Consider the following 18,574-nt stretch of genomic DNA (forward strand, 5'->3'; position numbering starts at 1 on the left):
GCCCCCACCCTGGGTGGGGGCACCGCCCCTGGGGGATCCGTCTCCCCGGCCAGGGCCTCTCAGCCCCGCCAGGGCAGCTCCGCCGTGATCCGGGTCGGACCGGCCACCGGCGAGTCCACCACCAGAATCCCGTCCACCGCGTCGAGCCGCTCCGTCAGTCCCGCGAGACCCGACCCCTCGGAGACGCCGGCCCCGCCGACGCCGTTGTCCGCGACCTGGATCATCAGCCGGTTCTCGACCCGCCACACATCCACGGTCGCCCGGGTCGCCCGCGCGTGCTTGCTGATGTTCTGGAGCAGCTCGGAGACGGTGAAGTAGGCGATCCCCTCGATCGCGGGCGCCGGCCGCGCCGGCAGATCCACCTCCACCTGCACCGGGACCGTGCACCGCGAGGCCACCGCGGACAGCGCGGCGTCCAGCCCGCGGTCGGTCAGCACCGCCGGATGGATACCGCGCGCGAGATCCCGCAGCTCCTGCAGCGCCGTCTTGACCTCGCCGTGCGCCTCGTCCACCATCCGGGCCGCGGCCTCGGGGTCCTCGGCCAGCTTCTCCTTGGCGAGCCCCAGGTCCATCGCCAGGGCGACGAGCCGGGCCTGTGCCCCGTCGTGCAGATCGCGCTCGATCCGGCGCAGGTCCGCCGCGGCCGTGTCGACCACGACCCCCCGGTCCGACTCCAGCTCCACCACACGTGTGGCCAGCCGCGAGGGGCCGAGCAGCCCGCGCACCATCAGCCGGTCCACGCTCGTCAGCGCCCGCACGATCCACGGGGTCGCCATCGTGAAGAGCAGCCCCACCAGCGCGGTCACCGTGATCTCGAACGGGTTGTCCAGATAGATCGAGTGCGTCCCGTCGCCGTACAGCTGGAGTCCGTCCTGACCGCCGTACATCGGGAAGATCCAGAACCACAGCGGATACGTCAGCAGCGCCCAGCCGTACGCCCAGAAGTTCAGCGCCACGACGAAGGAGAACACCGACCACGGGAACTGGACCACCGCGTACAGCAGGTGCCGCCACGACGTGCCGCTCTTGAGTACGGCGCCCATCCACGCCATCGCCCCGTGCTTCTTCATCCTGAGCGGCTCGGGCTCGGCCACCTCGACACCGAGCAGCCCGCGCGCCCGCGCCCGCTCCAGCGAGCCGAAGCCACGGCAGCCGGCCAGCGCCGCGGCGAGCACCGGTATGCCCAGGAAGGTGATCAGCAGGCCCGCGCCGAGCGAGACCATCGTGACGGTGAACGTGAACATGATGATCCCGAGCGGCAGGCCCAGCATCACGTAGCCGAACTCACGCCAGCTGCGGGCCTCGATCGGCGCCCGCAGCGGAGCCGGAAGACGGTGCCGCCGCCCGTCGGCACCCGCCCCGCCGAATCCGGGCCCGCTCCGGTGCCCGTATCCGTGTCCGTAGTCCGTGGCCATCGGTCCGTCCGTTCTCTCGTCTCGTCCTGCGCGTCGGCTCCTACCTCAACCCTGCCGTCCGGGACGCCCGCCGGACATGGAGCGGATCGGCGTCTTGGACCGGGGGTTTTCCCTACCCCGGCGGACAACAGCGGGCCCGCTCACTGCGCGGGCTCGTTCTGCCGGTCCCGCCACGGGAGTTCGGCCGTGATGACCGTCGGGCCGCCCACCGGTGACTCGACGACGAACAGTCCGTCCACCGCGCCGAGCCGGTCCGCGAGCCCCGCCATGCCCGTCCCGCCGTCGAGGCCCGCCCCGCCGCGGCCGTCGTCCGAGACCTGGATGAGCAGGCGCTCGTCCGTCCGCCAGACGTCGACGGACGCGGACCTCGCGCCGCTGTGCTTGCTGACGTTCTGCAACAGCTCGGAGACGGTGAAGTACGCGATGCCCTCGATGGCGGCGGCGGGCCGCGCCTCCAGTTCGGCCGTCACCTTCACGGGCACGGTGCACCGCGAGGCGATCGCGGACAGAGCGGCGTCCAGACCCCGGTCGGTGAGGACCGCCGGGTGGATGCCCCGGGCCAGATCACGCAGTTCCTGAAGGGCCAGCTTCACCTCGCCGTGCGCCTCGTCGACCATCGTCGCCGCGGCGTCGGGGTCCTCCAGGAGCTTCTCCTTCGCCAAACCGAGCCCCATCGCGAGATTGACGAGCCGGGCCTGCGCCCCGTCGTGCAGATCGCGCTCGATCCGGCGCAGATCGGCGGCGGCCGTGTCGACCACGACCCCGCGGTCCGACTCCAGTTCGGCGATGCGGCGCTCCAACTCGTCGGAGGGCGACAGCAGCCCGCGCACCAGCGCCCGGTCCACGTTCGTCAGCCCCCGCGCGATGAACGGCAGCACCGGCCACAGCACGAACAGCGACACGAGCGTCACCGTGAACGTGACGATGCCCCACGGCAGCCGTATGAGGTCGTACAGCACCGCCCGCCAGCCCACCGGGTCCTTCAGACTCGACCACAGCCAGCCGAAGAAGCCGGTCCTGCGCACCGGCAACGGACTCGGCTCGTCGATCCGCAGCCCCAACAACCGCCGCGCCCGCGCCCGCTCCGCCTTGCCCAGCTGCCGCGCACCCCGCAGCCCGGCCGCGAGCAGCGGCAGCCCGACGACCGTCACCGCGAGCCCCGCGCCCGTGGCCAGCATCGTCACCACGTACACGAATCCGATGATCGAGGCCGGCAGATTCACCAGAAGATGGGAGATCTCCTTCCAGGTCACCGGGTCGAGGGCGAGGCGTACGGCGGGCGGCCGGTCACCGTCGGACGGATCGTCCGGCGGACTGGCGGGCGTGATGCGTTCGGTCATATCCGCTAGCCTGCCCGGCGGCGCGCCGCCGCGCCATGAGGTGGGCCGCCGCGATGCACTGGGGAAAACCCCACCCCCAGGGGTGAGAGCTGTCGGTGACGACGAGGTAGTGCCGGGACACGTTCACACCGTGAGACGTGAACGTCTCCCCGGTGGTCGAGGGATGGTCGAGGCGTGACGGGCTGCTTACGCTCTCTTTAGCAGGCCCTAGACTCCCGTCCGTACAGATCGTCGAACATGGCGCATCACAGAGTGCGCGACGGCGCACGACGGGGCGCAACGAGGTCAGGGAGTGAGGGGCTGACGTGCCGGAACCGACCGTTCTCGCGGCGACCGGAACCGTCGTCGCGGCGGACTACTTCCAGTCCTACTCGGTCGTCGGACTGATCGCCGTGGTGGGCGTGCTGTTCGTCGCCGTCGCCTTCGGGGCCGGCCGCCTGCTGCGGCCCGTGGTCCCCACCCCCGAGAAACTCCTGACGTACGAGTGCGGCGTCGACCCCGTCGGCGAGGGCTGGGCCCACACCCAGGTCCGCTACTACGTGTACGCCTTCCTCTACGTCATCTTCGCCGTCGACTCGATCTTCCTCTTCCCCTGGGCCACGGTCTTCGCCGCTCCCGGCTACGGCGCCGCGACGCTCGTCGAGATGTTCATCTTCCTCGGCTTCCTGGCCGTGGGCCTGCTGTACGCATACAAGAAGGGCGTCCTGACATGGACGTGACCCCCTCCGCCCCGGACCAGCCGGTGCTGCTCCCCGAGCCGAAGCGGCTCGGCGCGCTCGCCCGCCTCGCCCCCGAGCCCATGAAGGTGGTCCTGAACTGGGGCCGCCGCTACTCGCTCTGGGTCTTCAACTTCGGCCTCGCCTGCTGCGCGATCGAGTTCATCGCCGCGTCGATGGCCCGCCACGACTTCATCCGCCTCGGCGTGATCCCGTTCGCGCCGGGCCCCCGCCAGGCCGACCTGATGGTGGTGTCGGGCACGGTCACGGACAAGATGGCGCCCGCCGTCAAGCGCCTGTACGAGCAGATGCCCGAACCGAAGTACGTCATCTCCTTCGGCGCCTGCTCCAACTGCGGCGGCCCCTACTGGGACTCCTACTCCGTCACCAAGGGCGTCGACCAGATCATCCCCGTCGACGTGTACGTCCCCGGGTGCCCGCCCCGCCCCGAGGCCCTCCTCCAGGGCATCCTCAAGCTCCAGGAGAAGATCGCCCGGGAGTCGCTGGGGGAGCGGTACGGGACCGACGCGCCGCGACCGTCGGCCGCCGCGCTCCAGAGCGGTCTGGTGAAGCCCCCGGCCCCTTCGGCGACGAGTGTTCCGGGGACGGATGCGACCGCCCCCGGTGAGGAGGACCGATGACCGTCGGCTGGCTCCCCGGCCCCGCCGAGGAACTCTTCGGCCCCGACGCCACGGCCGAGGAGTCGTACGAGGTCCTGACGGTCGACGTACCCCCGGCGTCCTGGATCGCGGCCCTGGAGACGGCCCGTGACACGCTGGGCTGCACCTACTTCGACTGGCTGAGCGCCGTCGACGAACCCGGCACGGGCTTCCGTGTCTCGGCCCACGTCGTGGCCCTGTCCCCGGTACGCCGCCTCCTCGTCCGTACGACCGTCCCGCACGCCGCCCCGGTCCTCCCGTCGGCGGTCTCCGTCTACGCGGGCGCCGCCTGGCACGAGCGCGAGACGCACGAAATGTTCGGGGTGGCCTTCGAGGGCCACCCCGGCCTCGACCCCCTGCTCCTGCCGGAGGGCTTCGAAGGCCACCCCCTCCGCAAGGACTTCGTCCTGGCCGCCCGCGTCGCCAAGGCCTGGCCCGGCGCGAAGGAACCCGGCGAGTCCGAGCACGGCGGCCCCAAGCGCCGCCAGATGCTTCCGCCCGGCGTTCCCGACCCCAACGAGTGGGGCCCCCTCAAGGGCCAGCTCCCCCCGGCCCCGTCCCGCCCGGCCCGCGGCGCGGCCCGCCCCGCCGGTGACCGCCCCGTGCGCAGGGCTCGCACGGCGGGGGAGGGGTCGGCCAGTCAGACACCGGCCGCAACTACCTCCGCACCCGCCGACGCGAGCGCGGCCGGTGTGGCCGCCGGGGCGACGGACACGGGGGCGGGTGCCGCCTCCGGTGCGGAGGCCGCGCGGCCCGCGCGCAGAGCCCGCACCGCGAGCCAGGGCTCGGCGACCCAACGAGCGCAACAGACGCCGCCTTCACCTTCCGATCCGCCGTCCGCCGCGGAACCTACGGCTGCCGCGCGACCGACGGCTGCGGTGGAGCCGACGGCTGGTGCGGAACCCCCGGCTCCCTCCGAGTCGACGGCTGCCGCGCAACCGACCTCGACGGTGGAGCCGACGCCTGCCGCGGAGCCGACACCTGCTGTGGAGCCGGCCTCTCCGGCGAGTGACCCTCGGGCAGCCGACCCCGACTCGGCGACGAGGCCCGCCAGAAGGCCTGCCGCACCGCGCAGCTCCGATGCTCCTTGGCACCAGGCGAAGCCCGCGTTCGATGACCCGGAGCCGAAGGCGGCGCGGGGACCGGCGCCCGAGCTGACGCCGGAGTCCGAGCCTGAGGCGACGCCGGAGTCCAAGCCCGGGGGGACGCCTGAACCGACCCCTGCACCGACCCCCGAGGCGAAGACCGAGCCCGCCCCGGAATCGGGGCGTGAGTCCGAGCTCCGGCAGGAGCCCGACCCCCGGCAGGAGTTGGCGCCCGAGTCGGAACCCGGGTCCGACTCCGGGCCGGCGTCCGAGTCCGAGTCCGGCTCTGGGCCGGCGTCCGAGTCCGAGTCGGCGTCCGACCCAGACCCGGCGTCCGACCCAGACCCGGCGTCCGACCCAGACCCGGCGTCCGAGTCGGCCTCTGCCTCCGACCCGGCGTCCGATCGGGAGCCGAACGCGGATCCCGGCGCCGGTTCGAAGCCCGTCGCCATCCCCGATCCGAAGCCCGCCCCCACCCCTGACGACCCCTCCGGAGGTACGCAGTGAACGACGCTCTCGACGTCGCCCTACGCCTCCTCGTCGTCTTCGTCGTGTTCCTGACGTTCCCCCTGATCGTCGGTCAGACCGAGCACAAGGTGATGGCCCACATGCAGGGCCGCCTCGGCCCGATGTACGCGGGCGGTTTCCACGGCTGGGCCCAGCTCGTCGCGGACGGCGTGAAGTTCGCCCAGAAGGAAGACATCGTCCCCACGGGCGCGGACCGCCGTATCTTCCAGCTCGCCCCCGCCGTGGCCCTCCTCCCGTACCTCCTGGTCCTCCTCGTCATCCCCATCGGCCCGGGCGAGGGCGCGGTCGGCGAGGTCGTCGACGCGGGCATCTTCTTCGTCCTCGCCGTCATGGGCGTGGGCGTCCTCGGCTCGCTCATGGCGGGCTGGGCGTCGGCCAACAAGTTCTCCCTCCTCGGCGGCCTCCGCACCGCCGCCCAGCTTCTCGCGTACGAGCTCCCGATGCTGCTGACCGCGGCCTCGGTCGCGATGGCGGCCGGCACGGTCTCGCTCCCGGGCATCGTGGACGCCTTCGAGTGGTGGTGGCTGCCCTGGCAGATCGTCGGCGCGATCGTGTTCTTCGTCGCCGGTCTCGCCGAACTCCAACGGCCCCCCTTCGACATGCCCGTCGCCGACTCCGAGATCATCTTCGGCGCCTACACCGAGTACACCGGCCTGCGCTTCGCCCTGTTCCTGCTCGCCGAGTACGCCGGAATCGTCGTCCTGTGCGGTCTGACCACCGTCCTCTTCCTGGGCGGCTGGCACGGCCCCTGGGGTGCCGACGGCCTCGGCTGGGTCTGGACGCTCCTGAAGGCCGCGATCCTCGCCTTCGTCGTCATCTGGCTCCGCGTCACCTATCCCCGCCTGCGCGAGGACCAGCTCCAGAAACTCTCCTGGACCCTCCTCGTCCCCCTGTCCCTCGCCCAGATCGCCCTCACCGGCATCGTCAAGGTGGTGATCGCGTAACCATGGCCCCCATTCCTGGCTCCGGCCTCGCCAAGGGCCTGGCCGTCACCCTCCGCACGATGACGAAGAAGACCGTCACCGCGCAGTACCCGGACGCCCAGCCCGAACTCCCGCCCCGCACCCGCGGCGTCATCGGCCTCTTCGAGGAGAACTGCACGGTCTGCATGCTGTGCGCCCGCGAGTGCCCGGACTGGTGCATCTACATCGACTCCCACAAGGAGACGGTCCCGCCGGCCGCCCCGGGTGGCCGCGAGCGCAGCCGCAACGTTCTGGACCGCTTCGCCATCGACTTCTCCCTGTGCATGTACTGCGGTATCTGCATCGAGGTCTGTCCTTTCGACGCCCTCTTCTGGTCCCCGGAGTTCGAGTACGCGGAGACCGACATCCACGAACTCACCCACGAACGCGACAAGCTCCGCGAGTGGATGTGGACCGTCCCGGCCCCGCCCGCCCTCGACCCCGGCGCCGAGGAACCCAAGGAGTTCGCCGCAGCCCGCAAGACCGCCGACAAACTCGCGGCCGAACAGGCGGCGCAGGCCGAACAGGCGGCGCAGGCAGCCCAAGCGGCGCAGACCGAGCAGGGTGGGCAGCCGACCCAGGCCGAGCAGGGTGGGCAGCCGGAGCCCCCGGCCACGCCCCCCTCCGGTCCGCAGGAGGGACAGTCGTGACCTTCGCAGCAGCCGCGGCCACGGCGGCCCACGCGGCCACCACCGTCGACTCCGGACACCACGGCTTCCTCTCCCCGACCGGCGTCGAGATCGCCTTCCTCCTCGTCGGCCTGGTCACCTTCGGCGCCGCGCTCGTCACCGTCACCACCAAGCAGCTGGTGCACGCCGCCCTGTGGCTGGTGGTGGCCCTCGGCGGCCTCGCCGTCGAATACCTGCTGCTGACAGCCGAGTTCATCGCATGGGTGCAGGTCCTCATCTATGTCGGTTCCGTCGTCGTCCTCCTGTTGTTCGGTCTGATGCTCACCAGGGCCCCGATCGGCCGCTCCCCGGACGCCGACTCCGGCAACCGCTGGGCCGCCCTGACCGTGGCCGTCGCCTCGGCCGGCGCCTTGGTCTGGGTCGTCGTCGACGCCTTCCGCACCACCTGGGTCGACCTGAACGGCGCCGCCGCCGGTTCCACCGAGGTGACCGGAGCGAGCCTCTTCCAGAACTGGGTCCTCCCCTTCGAAGCGCTCTCCGTCCTTCTCCTCGCCGCCCTGGTCGGCGCGATCGTCCTCTCCCGCAAGGCGAAGGCGGACGCCGCGACGACCACCCCGCGCGTCCCCGGCAGCCGCAGCGGCGAACAAGACAAGGAAGGTGTCCGCTGATGCACCTCGCCTATCCCGCCGTGCTCGCCGCCCTCCTGTTCTGCACGGGCCTGTACGGAGTCCTCGCGCGCCGCAACGCGATCCTGGTCCTGATGTCGGTCGAGCTGATGCTCAACGCCGTCAACCTGAACCTCGTCGCCTTCGACGTCTGGCTCTCCAAGACCGCCCGCGACACGCTGCACTCCGGTCAGGCACTGACCCTGTTCACCATCGCCATCGCCGCCGCCGAGATCGGCATCGGCCTCGCGATCGTCCTCGCCGTGTACCGCAACCGCGGCACCTCGGACATCGACAAGCTCCGCGACACCGCCGAGGGCCACGGCCCCGACGACCCCGACAGCGACGCCCCCGCGGCCGAGAAGGCTGAGGCCACCGCGTGACCACGACCACCCTCGCCGTCCTCGTCCCCCTCCTCCCGTTCCTGGGCGCCGTCACCGGACTCCTCCTCGGCCGCACGGCCCCGGGCTTCGTCCGCCCGCTCGCCGTACTGCCGCCTCTCGCGTCGCTCGTCCTCGCCGTGCTGGTCGCCATGGACCAGGGCGGCGGCCGGGCCGTCGACGCGCACACCGAACTCACCCCGACCGGCTCGGTCCCCATCGAACTGAGCCTGCACATCGACGGCTTCGCCGCCCTCGTCGCCGTACTCGTCGGCGTCGTCGCCACCTGCGTGCAGATCTACTCGACGGGCTACCTGCGCGACGACCCGCGCTACCCCTCGTACGCCGCTCTCGTCTCCCTGTTCACCTCCGCGATGCTGCTCGTCGTCTACTCGGGCGACCTGATGGTGCTCCTGGTCGGCTGGGAGATCATGGGCATCTGCTCGTACTTCCTGGTCGGCCACTACTGGGAGACCCCGGAGGCCCGCGCCGCCTCCCTCAAGGCCTTCCTGGTCACCAAACTCGGCGACGTCCCCTTCCTCATCGGTCTGTTCGCCCTGGCCACCGACGCCGGCTCCTTCCAGATCACCAGGGTCCTCGGCACCGTGGCGAGCGGCGGACTGCACCACCCGACCCTGGTCGCCCTGCTGCTCCTCGCGGGCGTTGCGGGCAAGTCGGCACTGTTCCCGCTGCACACCTGGCTGCCCGACGCGATGGCGGGCCCCACACCCGTCTCCGCGCTGATCCACGCCGCGACGATGGTCGCCGCCGGTATCTACTTCGTCGCCCGGCTCCTCCCCGTCTTCCAGGCCTCCCTGGCCGCGATGGTCGTCCTCGCCGTCATGGCCGGTGTCACGATGGTCGGTTCGGGACTCGCGGCACTCGCCCAGGACGACATCAAGCGGGTCCTCGCCTACTCGACGATCGGTCAGCTCGGCTACATGGCCGGCGCCCTCGCCGTCGGCGACCGCGGTGCCGCCGTCTTCCACCTCCTCGCGCACGGCGCCTTCAAGGCGCTGCTGTTCCTCGCGGCCGGCGTGATCATCCACGCCTCCGGCACCAACTCGCTGGCCGTCATGTCCCGTATGAAGGACCTGCGCGCCCGCGTCCCCGACGCCTACTGGACGATGACCGTGGCCCTGCTGGCGCTCGCCGCGATTCCTCCCTTCAGCGGCTTCTTCTCCAAGGAAGCCGTCCTCGGGGCCGCCGAGCACGTCGCCACCGGGCACACCGAGCAGGCCCCCGGCGCCGCGGGCTGGATCGTCCTGGTGACCGGTCTGATCACCGCCGTCCTCACCGCCGCGTACGCCACCCGGCTGTGGCTGCTGGCCTTCCGCGGGCACGGAGCCGAGGCTCCCGACCACGGCAGGCAGCCGGTCACGATGACAGCCGTGCTCTGGGTGCTCGCCGTCCCGTCGCTCGTCTTCGGCCTGGCGATCGGCCCGCTGCCCGACTGGTTCGACGGCCGTGACCTGACACCGGTCCTCACCACCTCGGTGCTCGGCACAGGGCTCGCCCTGGTCGGCGTGATCGTCACCTACGGCGCCTGGCGGCACACCACCGCCCTGGCGGCCCGCAGACCGATGGGTGCGGTCGCGGCCCACCCCGGCGCCGATGCCGGACAGGTCGAGGCCGAGGCCATCGCCGCCCACGAACCCGCCTTCGGAGACGTGGCCTACGCCGCCGACCCGGCGGACCCGGGCCGACTGCTGCTCGGCCCCCTGCACCGCCACGCGGCCGTCGGCTTCCACCTCGACGCGGTGTACACCGTGCTGTTCGTCCGCCCGGTCCAGGCCGGAGCCTCGCTCGTCCGGTTCCTCGACCGAGAGGTCGTCGACACCTATGTACGCGGCGCGGGCGCCCTACCCCGCTGGCTGGGCACGGCCGTACGGCGTGCCCAGACCGGCAATGTGCAGACCTATGTGAGCGCGCTGCTCGCCGGCACCGTCGTCCTGGTGGTCGCCGCCCTCCTCGTCGCCACGGGAGCGTGAGCACGCGTGATCGATATCAGTGAATCCGTGATGCAGATTCTTCTCGCGTTGATCGTCGCCGGCCCGCTCATCGGGGCCGCCGTGGCCCTCCTGCCGGCCCCGCCCGGACTGAAGGGGAAGTCGCCCGAGCAGGCGGTGCTGCGGCACGGTGTGACCGTCACCGGTGTGGTGCTCATCGCCGCGATCGTCCTCGCGCTCGGCTTCGACCACGACCAGCCGTCGAGGATGCAGGCCACGACGGACATCAGCTGGATCCCCGCACTCGACGTGCGGATCCACCTCGGCATCGACGGCATTTCCCTCCCCCTTCTGGTCCTCACCGCGCTGCTGACCTTCCTCTGCGCGCTGTACTCCTACTTCAAGATGCCCGCGGGCCCGACCCCGAAGGCATTCGTCGCACTGCTGCTCGTCCTCGAGTCCGGCACGCTCGCGACCTTCGCCGTCCTCGATCTGCTGCTGTTCTTCCTCGCGTTCGAGATGGTGCTCATCCCGATGTACTTCCTCATCGCCCGGTGGGGAGGTGCCCAGCGCCAGGCCGCGGCCTGGAAGTTCATCCTCTTCACCCTGCTCGGTTCGGTCGTCATGCTGCTCGGCCTGCTCCTGATCGGAATCAAGGCAGGCACATTCGACATGGTGGCACTCGCCACTGACAACGGCCGGTCGCTGACCACATCCGTGCAGGTCATCGCCGTTCTGGCGATCGGGATCGGGCTCGCGGTCAAGACGCCGATGTGGCCGCTGCACAGCTGGTTGCCGGACGCCCACACCGCCGCCCCGACCGTCGGCTCGGTCCTGCTGGCCGGCGTCATGCTGAAGATGGGCACGTACGGGTTCGTCAGGATCCTGCTGCCCATCACCCCGGACGGCTTCCGCACCTTCGCCCCCTACCTCGCCGCCTTCGCCGTGGTCGGGATCATCTACGGCTCCCTGGCCTGCCTGGCCCTCGCCAAGCAGGGCGCGAAGGGCGACCTCAAGCGGCTCATCGCCTACTCCTCCGTCGGCCACATGGGCTTCGTCCTGCTCGGCATCTCGACGATGACCCCGACCGGCGTGAACGGCGCGCTGTTCGCCAACATCGCCCACGGCCTCATCACCGGCCTCCTCTTCTTCCTCGTCGGAGCGCTGAAGGACCGCACGGGCACCACCGACCTCGACACCCTCGCCGAGGAGACGGGCGCCGCGCTGTACGGCAAGGCCCCGCGCCTCGGCGGCCTGCTGGCCTTCGCCGCCGTCGCCTCGCTCGGGCTGCCGGGCCTCGCCGGGTTCTGGGGCGAGATGCTGGCGCTGTTCGGCGCGTTCGAGCCCGCCGCCGGCCTCAGCCGTCCCGCCTATCTGACGTTCATGGCGATCGCCGCGCTCGGCACCCTGCTCACGGCCGCCTACATGCTCATCGTCGTGCGCCGCGTCTGCATGGGCGGCACAGCGCAGGAGACACCGAAGCTCGCCGACGTCCAGAGCTACGAGTTCGCCGCCTGGACACCGCTCGTCGTCCTCACCGTCGTCGCCGGCCTGTGGCCCCGGGCCCTCCTCGGCCTGACCGACCCGGCCGTACAGCAGCTCCTCGCAGGAGGCACCCGATGAGTTCCCTGGCCCAGTCCGTCGACTGGCTCGCCATCGCGCCGCCCACCCTCGCGGCGGTCGTCGGACTCGTCGTGCTCGTCGCCGACCTCTTCATCGGCGACGCGAAGAAGGCAGTCCTCGGCTGGGTGTCCGTGGCGGGCCTGGCCGCGTCCGCGCTGTTGCTGCTCCCCCTCCTGGACGGCGACCGGGCGACGTTCTGCCTGACAGGCGATGCGGACACCTGCAGCTACGTGGCGGACCGCTTCACCCTGGTCATCCAGCTCCTGGTGCTCGGCGGCGCGCTCCTCGTCGCCCTGCTCTCCGTCACCGCCCTGAAGGACGCCGACAAGGAACTCCCCGAAGGGGAGTACTGGTTCCTGCTGCTCTCCTCGGCCGCCGGCGCCGCCCTGCTGCCCGCCTCCCGCGACCTCGCGACCCTCATCGTCGCCCTGGAGGTCGCCTCGCTGCCCGCCTTCGCGCTCGTCGGCATCAGGCGCGGCGACAAGAAGTCCTCGGAAGCGGCCCTGAAGTTCTTCCTGTCCTCCGTCACCGCGACCGCGGTCAGCCTCATGGGCGTCAGCTTCGTCTACGCGACGACCGGCAGCCTCTACCTCACCCGCATCGCGGACGGGATCCAGCACGTCGACGGACAGTTCCACACCCTCGCCCAGACGGGCGTCGTCCTCACCCTCGTCGGCTTCGCCTTCAAGACGGCCGCCGTGCCCTTCCACTTCTGGGTGCCCGACACCTACGTAGGGGCGCCCCTGCCGATCGCCGCCTACCTGTCGGTCGTCGGCAAGGCGGTCGGCTTCTCCGGGCTGATCCTCGTCACCGTCATCGCCTTCCCGTCGTACGCCGATGTCTGGGGCCCGGCGCTGGCAGCGCTGGCGGCCCTCACCATGACGGTCGGGAACGTCGGCGCCCTGCGGCAGCGGGCCACGCGCGCGTACAGCGCGGTACGGCTGCTCGCCTGGTCCTCCGTCGGACAGGCCGGCTACCTCCTGGTCCCGATCGCGGCCGCGGCCTACTCCAAGGACGCCGAGAAGGCGATCGGCTCCACGGTCGCGTACGCCCTCATGTACGCGGCCGTGAACCTCGGCGCCTTCGCCGTGGCCGCCCTGGTGGCCCGCAGAAGTCCCCTGAACCGCATCAGCGACTACCGGGGTCTGTACGCCGAGAGCCCCCTCTCCGCGCTGGTCCTCGGCTTCTTCCTGCTCTGCCTGGCCGGTCTGCCGCCGGGCATCATCGGTCTCTTCGCCAAGGTGACCGTCTTCTCCGCGGCCGTCGACGCCGGGCTCGGCTGGCTGGCCGTCGTCATGGCCGTCAACGTGGTGATCGCGCTCTTCTACTACCTCCAGTGGACGACGCTGCTCTTCCGCGCTCCCGAGGGCGAGCCGGGCACGCACCGCACCCCCGCTCCACTCACCGCGGCCATCGCCCTGACGGCCGTCCTGGGCATCGTCCTGTCAGGTGCGCCCCAGCTGATCCTGCGCTTCTCGGCGACCGGACTCTTCTGAATCGGCGGCCGGTTCCCCCGTCCGGGACAACCCGGTATCTCCACCCCGGCCAAGATCCACGCGCGCGCGTGGACCACCGTTCGATTCACCCGGACGGTCCACGTTCCAGGCCGTGCGCACAAGGGAACTAGTGCTCTCCGTCTGGCGTTGACCAGTACGGGAGGGTCCACTGAAGAGTGGAAGCAGAGCATCAGCAAGCAAAGGGTTCCCCTGCTGCACCACTTGGAGGGCGTACCGTGCACCGCCGGCACAACGGGCTCAGGACAGCCGTACTTCTCGGGGGACTGTCCGCACTCATCATCGTCATCGGCAGCTTCTTCGGGCGCACCGGCCTGATCGTCGCGCTGTTCATCGCGATCGGGACGAACGCGTACGCGTACTGGAACAGCGACAAGCTGGCTCTACGCGCGATGCGCGCCCGCCCGGTGAGCGAGTTCGAGGCCCCGGCCCTGTACCGCATGGTCCGCGATCTCTCCACCCAGGCACGCCAGCCCATGCCGCGCCTGTACATCTCACCGACGGAGGCGCCGAACGCGTTCGCGACGGGCCGCAACCCGCGCAACGCGGCCGTGTGCTGCACCGAGGGGATCCTGCGCATCCTGGACGAGCGCGAGTTGCGCGGCGTCATCGGCCACGAACTCAGTCACGTCTACAACCGCGACATCCTGATCTCGTCCGTGGCCGGCGCCCTCGCCTCGGTGATCATGTTCCTGGTCAATTTCGCCTGGCTGATCCCGATCGGCCGCTCCAATGACGACGACGGTCCCGGCATTCTCGGGATGCTCCTGGTCATGATTCTGGGCCCGCTCGCCGCTTCCCTCATCCAGCTCGCGATCAGCCGCAACAGGGAGTACGAGGCGGACGCGTCCGGTGCCCAGCTCACCGGCGACCCCCTCGCCCTCGCGAGCGCGCTGCGCAAGCTCGACGCCGGCACCAAGCAGCTGCCGCTGCCTCCCGAGCCGCGCATCGAGACCGCCAGCCACATGATGATCGCGAACCCCTTCCGCCCGGGACAGGGAATGTCGAAGATGTTCTCCACGCATCCGCCGATGGCGGAGCGTATCGCCCGGCTCGAGCAGATGGCAGGTCGTCACCGGTGAAGACAATTCTGAACGTCATTTGGCTCATCCTGAGCGGCTTCTGGCTGTTCCTCGGATACCTGCTCGCAGGCATCATCCTGTGCATCACCATCATCGGCATCCCGTTCGGCATCGCCGCCTTCCGTATCGGGCTCTACGCCCTGTGGCCCTTCGGCTATACGACGGTGGAGCGCCACGACGCGGGCGCGCCGTCCTGTGTCGGCAACGTCCTGTGGCTGGTCCTGGCGGGCTGGTGGCTCGCCCTGGCCCACGTCGTCACGGGCATCGCCATGTGCATCACGATCATCGGCATCCCGTTCGGCATCGCCAACTTCAAGCTCATCCCGATCTCGCTGTTCCCGCTGGGACGCGAAGTCGTGCCCACGGACCAGCCGTTCGCGACGCGCTAGCGGGTGGACGCGGGGGTGGGCCTGCCGAAGCACCTGACTTCGGCCGGTGCCCGGACACACTGAAGACTGCCTGCGAGGCCGCCGCGGCGCCGAGCCGCCCTTCTCGCCCGTATGGCACTCCGCGGACATCGCCCGCGCCTTCCTCGGCGTCCCCCGACGCACCGACCACCGCCCGCCGACCTTCGAGGAACTCGTCGCCTTCCTCGCCGAGAACGGCGTCGATGTCCGTCCGGCGTGAGGGTTGTCCACAGGCTGCCCGATTGTCAGTGGCGCGCTGCATGATGAACCCATGACCGAAATCGAGCAGTTGCTGGCACGGGTTGCCACGCAGGCCCGCAACACCCGCCCGTGGGGCTGGCCTTCGCTGCCCGCGCCCGTGGACACGGCCGAGGTCGCCCGTGCCGAGGCCGTCCTCGGCTTCCCGCTGCCCGCGCTGCTCGCCTCGCTCTACCTGCGGATCGGGGACGGCGGATTCGGTCCGGAATACGGCCTGTTGCCCTTGCTCGACGGCCAGCCTTCGGGCGAGCCGGCGGTCGTTCCGCAGTACCTCGCCAGCCGCGAGAGCGGCCGCAAGGACCCCGACTGGCCATGGCCCGAGGGCGTCCTGCCGATATCCCACTGGGGCTGCGGGATGTACGCGTGCGTGGACTGCCGGAGCCCCGACGGCACGGTCCTGCTCTACGAGCCGAACGCCGACGAGGCCGACCACGCCTGGTACGTGGACGCACCCGACCTCGCGACCTGGCTGCGCGCCTGGCTCGACGGAACCGGCTGGTACGAGGAGTCCCACGACGGCGCGGACCTCCCCCCTTGGCCCGACTTCCACAGACGTACGACGGCGACCCCGGCTTCCTGACCCGCTAGCGCGAAGCCGCCCACAGCCGTACGCCGTAGGCCGCGGCCCCCACCGCCAGGACGGCCGCGCCCACGACCACCGAAACACCAGGCAGGGCACAGGCCAGCGTCACGCACCCGAGCAGACCCAGCACCGGAAGGACCCGCGAGGCCGGGGCCGGACTCAGTGTCCAGGCGGAGGCGTTGGCGATCGCGTAGTACGCCAGCACACCGAAGGAGGAGAAACTGATCGCGCCCCGCACGTCCACCGTCGCGGCCAGCGCGGCGACCACCATGCCCACGGCCAGTTCCGCCCGATGCGGGACCTGGAAGCGGGGATGCACGGCGGCCAGGGCGCCCGGCAGATGACGGTCGCGGGCCATGGCCAGCGTGGTCCGTGAGACACCCAGGATCAGGGCGAGAAGAGAGCCGAGCGCGGCCACGGCGGCCCCCACCCGCACCACCGGTACGAGTTCCGGCAGCCCGGCTGCCCGCACCGCGTCCGCCAGCGGCGCCGGGGCAAGCCCCAGCCCGGCCGACCCGAGCACCGAAAGGACAGCGACAGCGACCGCCGCGTACACCGCGAGCGCGATGCCCAGGGCCAACGGGATCGCGCGCGGAATGGTGCGCGCCGGATCGCGTACCTCCTCGCCGAGCGTCGCGATGCGCGCGTACCCGGCGAACGCGAAGAACAGCAGACCGGCCGCCTGAAGCACCCCGTCCGCGCCGGAGGACAGTCCGATGTCCAGCCGCCCGGCATCGGCGACGTCGGAACCGAGGCACCCGACCACCACGGAAGCGAGGACCGCCAGGACCACCGCCACGATCACCCGCGTCAGCCAGGCCGACTTCTGCATGCCGCCGTAGTTCACGGCGGTCAGCGCGACCACGGCCGCGACCGCCACCGCGTGCGCGTGTGACGGCCAGACGTACGCGCCCACGGTGAGCGCCATAGCCGCGCACGAGGCCGTCTTGCCGACGATGAACGACCAGCCCGCCAGATGGCCCCAGAAGGCGCCCAACCGCTCACGCCCGTAGACGTACGTGCCGCCGGAAGCGGGGTACAGGGCGGCCAGCCGTGCCGAGGACATCGCGTTGCAGTAGGCGACGACCGAGGCGAGCGCGAGCCCGAGCAGCAGCCCTGATCCGGCCGCCCGCGCGGCGGGGCCGAGCGCGGCGAAGATCCCGGCACCGATCATCGAGCCGAGCCCGACGACCACGGCGTCACCGACTCCTAGGGTGCGGCGCAACTCGGGACTGGACGGCGTCATGCGCCGCACCCTACTGATCACTGCAACCGGCGGGAGCCGTGGCTACGTCCTGTTCATCGACACAGCACCGGCACGCGCTCGACCCGCACCGGACACGGACAGCTCGGGCCCGGCCCGGCAGGACCGAAATCACCGGGCCGGGACAGCGTGAGCACAGCGCGGAAGGGCAGGTTCGGGGACATGGGCATCATCAGCTGGATCATTCTGGGGCTGCTGGCCGGCGCCATCGCCAAGTTCCTGCTCCCTGGGCGCGACCCGGGAGGCTTCATCGGAACGACCGTCATCGGCGTCGCGGGCGCGTTCATAGGCGGCTGGATATCGGCCCGCTGGCTGGACCACCCCATCACCAAGCAGTTCTACGACGGTGCCACCTGGGCCGCCGCCATCGGCGGTGCGCTCGTGCTGCTGATCGTCTACCGCATCCTGTTCGGCGACTCGCGCCGCTGAGCGCGCACCGCCGGGACCACGGCCGGCGGACGAGAAGGGTGGACACCCCGGGTGCCCACCCTTCTTCGTACCGCGGCCGGTTCCGCGGCCGGTTCCTGCTTCCCGGCACCGCGAGACGAGACGCCCCGGCAATGATCAGCCCGGCAGGCACCGCCCCGCGGCGACCGGGCCCTGTGGCGGGTCGGCGATGTACCGGCGATGCGTGTCGGCGCTCGGCGTGAAGGACGTGTCACCAGGCGTTCTGCCAGGAGCTCTCCCAGGCGTTCTACCGGTAGTTCACGTACTGCAGGGCGAAGTCGAAGTCCTTGCCCTTGAGGAGAGCCTGAACGGCCTGCAGGTCGTCACGGCTCTTCGAACTGACGCGCAGCTCGTCGCCCTGCACCTGGGCCTTCACGCCCTTGGGGCCCTCGTCGCGAATGATCTTCGCCACCTTCTTCGCGTTGTCCTGGGAGATGCCCTCCTCGATCGTCGCGAAGATCTTGTACTCCTTGCCGGAGAGCTGGGGCTCACCGGCGTCCAGCGACTTCAGCGAGATGCCGCGCTTGATCAGCTTGGTCTCGAACACATCGAGGATGGCCTTCACCCGCTCCTCGGAGTTCGCCTCCATGAGGATCTTCTCGCCGGACCAGGAGATGGAGGCGCCGACGTTCTTGAAGTCGTAGCGCTGCGAGATCTCCTTGGCGGTCTGGTTGAGGGCGTTGTCGACCTCCTGCCGCTCGACCTTCGAGACGATGTCGAAACTGGAGTCGGCCATGTCCTGTGGCTCCTTGTATCGGGGTGCGTAGGGGCGGCCGTCGAGCCCGGCGTAGGCCTCCGGCCGCATCCGCATAAGCCTAGCCACCCCCCTCCCCCCAAGCGTCGATCAATTGGGTGGCGAAGCATCCCCGGGCATCAGGTATCGTTTACGTCGTTGCCAGGGAGCACCGCAGAAGCGGAGCTCAGGGGCAGCATCCCCGGCGGTGTGCCCGAGCGGCCAAAGGGAGCAGACTGTAAATCTGCCGGCTTAGCCTTCCGTGGTTCGAATCCACGCGCCGCCACCCGGGAACCAAGGGCCCGTGACCTGCTTAAACGGCAGGTCACGGGCTG

The 18,574-nt window shown here is 70.8% G+C and carries 19 protein-coding genes and 1 tRNA gene; 16 read left to right on the forward strand and 4 right to left on the reverse strand.

Annotated elements, in window-relative coordinates; translation table 11 throughout:
• Window positions 1-59: 59 nt before the first annotated feature.
• Window positions 60-1,415, reverse strand: coding sequence for a sensor histidine kinase (locus ACFWBT_RS31915; RefSeq protein WP_385706465.1), 1,356 nt, complete (start codon window positions 1,413-1,415; stop codon window positions 60-62).
• 140 nt (window positions 1,416-1,555) lie between these two features.
• A complete protein-coding gene (locus tag ACFWBT_RS31920) occupies window positions 1,556-2,755 on the reverse strand; it encodes a sensor histidine kinase (RefSeq protein WP_385706466.1) in 1,200 nt (399 codons plus the stop codon).
• A gap of 305 nt (window positions 2,756-3,060) precedes the next feature.
• On the opposite strand from ACFWBT_RS31920, the gene ACFWBT_RS31925 reads away from it, so the two are divergent.
• The 14 genes from ACFWBT_RS31925 (at window position 3,061) to ACFWBT_RS31990 (ending at window position 15,792) form a co-directional block, all read left to right on the forward strand.
• Entirely contained in the window at window positions 3,061-3,474 is a 414-nt protein-coding gene (locus ACFWBT_RS31925) for an NADH-quinone oxidoreductase subunit A (protein WP_385706467.1), read from the forward strand.
• The gene (locus tag ACFWBT_RS31930; protein ID WP_385706468.1) at window positions 3,465-4,112 is read left to right on the forward strand and encodes an NADH-quinone oxidoreductase subunit B; all 648 of its coding nucleotides are present in this window, start codon (window positions 3,465-3,467) and stop codon (window positions 4,110-4,112) included. Before ACFWBT_RS31925 ends, ACFWBT_RS31930 begins: the two co-directional genes overlap by 10 nt.
• Window positions 4,109-5,722 (forward strand): NADH-quinone oxidoreductase subunit C, encoded by a 1,614-nt coding sequence (locus tag ACFWBT_RS31935; RefSeq protein ID WP_385706469.1) that lies wholly within the window; start codon window positions 4,109-4,111, stop codon window positions 5,720-5,722. Before ACFWBT_RS31930 ends, ACFWBT_RS31935 begins: the two co-directional genes overlap by 4 nt.
• Window positions 5,719-6,687, forward strand: coding sequence for a complex I subunit 1 family protein (locus ACFWBT_RS31940; RefSeq protein ID WP_266761660.1), 969 nt, complete (start codon window positions 5,719-5,721; stop codon window positions 6,685-6,687). Before ACFWBT_RS31935 ends, ACFWBT_RS31940 begins: the two co-directional genes overlap by 4 nt.
• 2 nt (window positions 6,688-6,689) lie before the next feature.
• Entirely contained in the window at window positions 6,690-7,355 is a 666-nt protein-coding gene (locus ACFWBT_RS31945) for a NuoI/complex I 23 kDa subunit family protein (RefSeq protein ID WP_385706470.1), read from the forward strand.
• Window positions 7,352-8,002 carry an NADH-quinone oxidoreductase subunit J gene (locus tag ACFWBT_RS31950; RefSeq protein ID WP_385706471.1) on the forward strand — a complete coding sequence of 217 codons (651 nt, stop codon included), beginning with the start codon at window positions 7,352-7,354 and terminating at the stop codon, window positions 8,000-8,002. The genes ACFWBT_RS31945 and ACFWBT_RS31950 overlap by 4 nt, the downstream gene beginning before the upstream one ends.
• On the forward strand, window positions 8,002-8,382 hold the full coding sequence (gene nuoK, locus ACFWBT_RS31955) for an NADH-quinone oxidoreductase subunit NuoK (RefSeq protein ID WP_385706472.1): 381 nt from the start codon (window positions 8,002-8,004) through the stop codon (window positions 8,380-8,382). Before ACFWBT_RS31950 ends, nuoK begins: the two co-directional genes overlap by 1 nt.
• Window positions 8,379-10,370, forward strand: coding sequence for an NADH-quinone oxidoreductase subunit L (locus ACFWBT_RS31960; protein ID WP_385706473.1), 1,992 nt, complete (start codon window positions 8,379-8,381; stop codon window positions 10,368-10,370). Before nuoK ends, ACFWBT_RS31960 begins: the two co-directional genes overlap by 4 nt.
• Before the next feature lie 6 nt (window positions 10,371-10,376).
• On the forward strand, window positions 10,377-11,951 hold the full coding sequence (locus ACFWBT_RS31965; RefSeq protein ID WP_385706474.1) for a NuoM family protein: 1,575 nt from the start codon (window positions 10,377-10,379) through the stop codon (window positions 11,949-11,951).
• Window positions 11,948-13,447 (forward strand): NADH-quinone oxidoreductase subunit N, encoded by a 1,500-nt coding sequence (locus ACFWBT_RS31970; RefSeq protein ID WP_385706475.1) that lies wholly within the window; start codon window positions 11,948-11,950, stop codon window positions 13,445-13,447. The genes ACFWBT_RS31965 and ACFWBT_RS31970 overlap by 4 nt, the downstream gene beginning before the upstream one ends.
• A gap of 236 nt (window positions 13,448-13,683) precedes the next feature.
• The gene (gene htpX, locus ACFWBT_RS31975) at window positions 13,684-14,547 is read left to right on the forward strand and encodes a zinc metalloprotease HtpX (protein ID WP_385706476.1); all 864 of its coding nucleotides are present in this window, start codon (window positions 13,684-13,686) and stop codon (window positions 14,545-14,547) included.
• The gene (locus tag ACFWBT_RS31980) at window positions 14,544-14,936 is read left to right on the forward strand and encodes a YccF domain-containing protein (RefSeq protein WP_266761673.1); all 393 of its coding nucleotides are present in this window, start codon (window positions 14,544-14,546) and stop codon (window positions 14,934-14,936) included. Before htpX ends, ACFWBT_RS31980 begins: the two co-directional genes overlap by 4 nt.
• Window positions 14,937-14,982: 46 nt before the next feature.
• Window positions 14,983-15,174, forward strand: a complete 192-nt coding sequence (locus ACFWBT_RS31985) for a hypothetical protein (protein WP_385706477.1) — start codon at window positions 14,983-14,985, stop codon at window positions 15,172-15,174.
• 51 nt (window positions 15,175-15,225) lie between these two features.
• On the forward strand, window positions 15,226-15,792 hold the full coding sequence (locus ACFWBT_RS31990; protein ID WP_385706478.1) for an SMI1/KNR4 family protein: 567 nt from the start codon (window positions 15,226-15,228) through the stop codon (window positions 15,790-15,792).
• Window positions 15,793-15,796: 4 nt separating this feature from the next.
• Here ACFWBT_RS31990 and ACFWBT_RS31995 read toward each other — a convergent pair whose 3' ends face one another.
• Window positions 15,797-17,041, reverse strand: coding sequence for an APC family permease (locus ACFWBT_RS31995; protein WP_385706479.1), 1,245 nt, complete (start codon window positions 17,039-17,041; stop codon window positions 15,797-15,799).
• Window positions 17,042-17,221: 180 nt separating this feature from the next.
• Between ACFWBT_RS31995 and ACFWBT_RS32000 the strand changes: the two genes are divergently transcribed.
• On the forward strand, window positions 17,222-17,488 hold the full coding sequence (locus ACFWBT_RS32000; RefSeq protein WP_266761679.1) for a GlsB/YeaQ/YmgE family stress response membrane protein: 267 nt from the start codon (window positions 17,222-17,224) through the stop codon (window positions 17,486-17,488).
• 265 nt (window positions 17,489-17,753) lie between these two features.
• Here the strand turns inward: ACFWBT_RS32000 and ACFWBT_RS32005 are convergent, their stop codons facing one another.
• Window positions 17,754-18,242: a YajQ family cyclic di-GMP-binding protein gene (locus ACFWBT_RS32005; RefSeq protein ID WP_261705276.1), complete on the reverse strand. Its 489-nt coding sequence runs from the start codon at window positions 18,240-18,242 to the stop codon at window positions 17,754-17,756.
• A 201-nt stretch (window positions 18,243-18,443) separates the two neighbouring features.
• Here ACFWBT_RS32005 and ACFWBT_RS32010 point away from each other — a divergent pair.
• Window positions 18,444-18,525: transfer RNA gene (locus ACFWBT_RS32010), tRNA-Tyr, on the forward strand.
• The last annotated feature ends 49 nt before the right edge of the window (window positions 18,526-18,574 follow it).

This window comes from Streptomyces sp. NPDC060027 (assembly GCF_042737005.1).
GTDB lineage: Bacteria > Actinomycetota > Actinomycetes > Streptomycetales > Streptomycetaceae > Streptomyces.

Coding starts and splice junctions, on each gene's coding strand:
- ACFWBT_RS32000 (WP_266761679.1), top strand. CDS start 17,222: ATGGGCATCATCAGCTGGATCATTCTGGGGCTGCTGGCCGGCGCCATC.
- ACFWBT_RS31930 (WP_385706468.1), top strand. CDS start 3,465: ATGGACGTGACCCCCTCCGCCCCGGACCAGCCGGTGCTGCTCCCCGAG.
- ACFWBT_RS31970 (WP_385706475.1), top strand. CDS start 11,948: ATGAGTTCCCTGGCCCAGTCCGTCGACTGGCTCGCCATCGCGCCGCCC.
- ACFWBT_RS31990 (WP_385706478.1), top strand. CDS start 15,226: ATGACCGAAATCGAGCAGTTGCTGGCACGGGTTGCCACGCAGGCCCGC.
- ACFWBT_RS31945 (WP_385706470.1), top strand. CDS start 6,690: ATGGCCCCCATTCCTGGCTCCGGCCTCGCCAAGGGCCTGGCCGTCACC.
- ACFWBT_RS31935 (WP_385706469.1), top strand. CDS start 4,109: ATGACCGTCGGCTGGCTCCCCGGCCCCGCCGAGGAACTCTTCGGCCCC.
- ACFWBT_RS32005 (WP_261705276.1), bottom strand. CDS start 18,242: ATGGCCGACTCCAGTTTCGACATCGTCTCGAAGGTCGAGCGGCAGGAG.
- ACFWBT_RS31920 (WP_385706466.1), bottom strand. CDS start 2,755: ATGACCGAACGCATCACGCCCGCCAGTCCGCCGGACGATCCGTCCGAC.
- ACFWBT_RS31915 (WP_385706465.1), bottom strand. CDS start 1,415: ATGGCCACGGACTACGGACACGGATACGGGCACCGGAGCGGGCCCGGA.
- nuoK (WP_385706472.1), top strand. CDS start 8,002: ATGCACCTCGCCTATCCCGCCGTGCTCGCCGCCCTCCTGTTCTGCACG.
- ACFWBT_RS31995 (WP_385706479.1), bottom strand. CDS start 17,041: ATGACGCCGTCCAGTCCCGAGTTGCGCCGCACCCTAGGAGTCGGTGAC.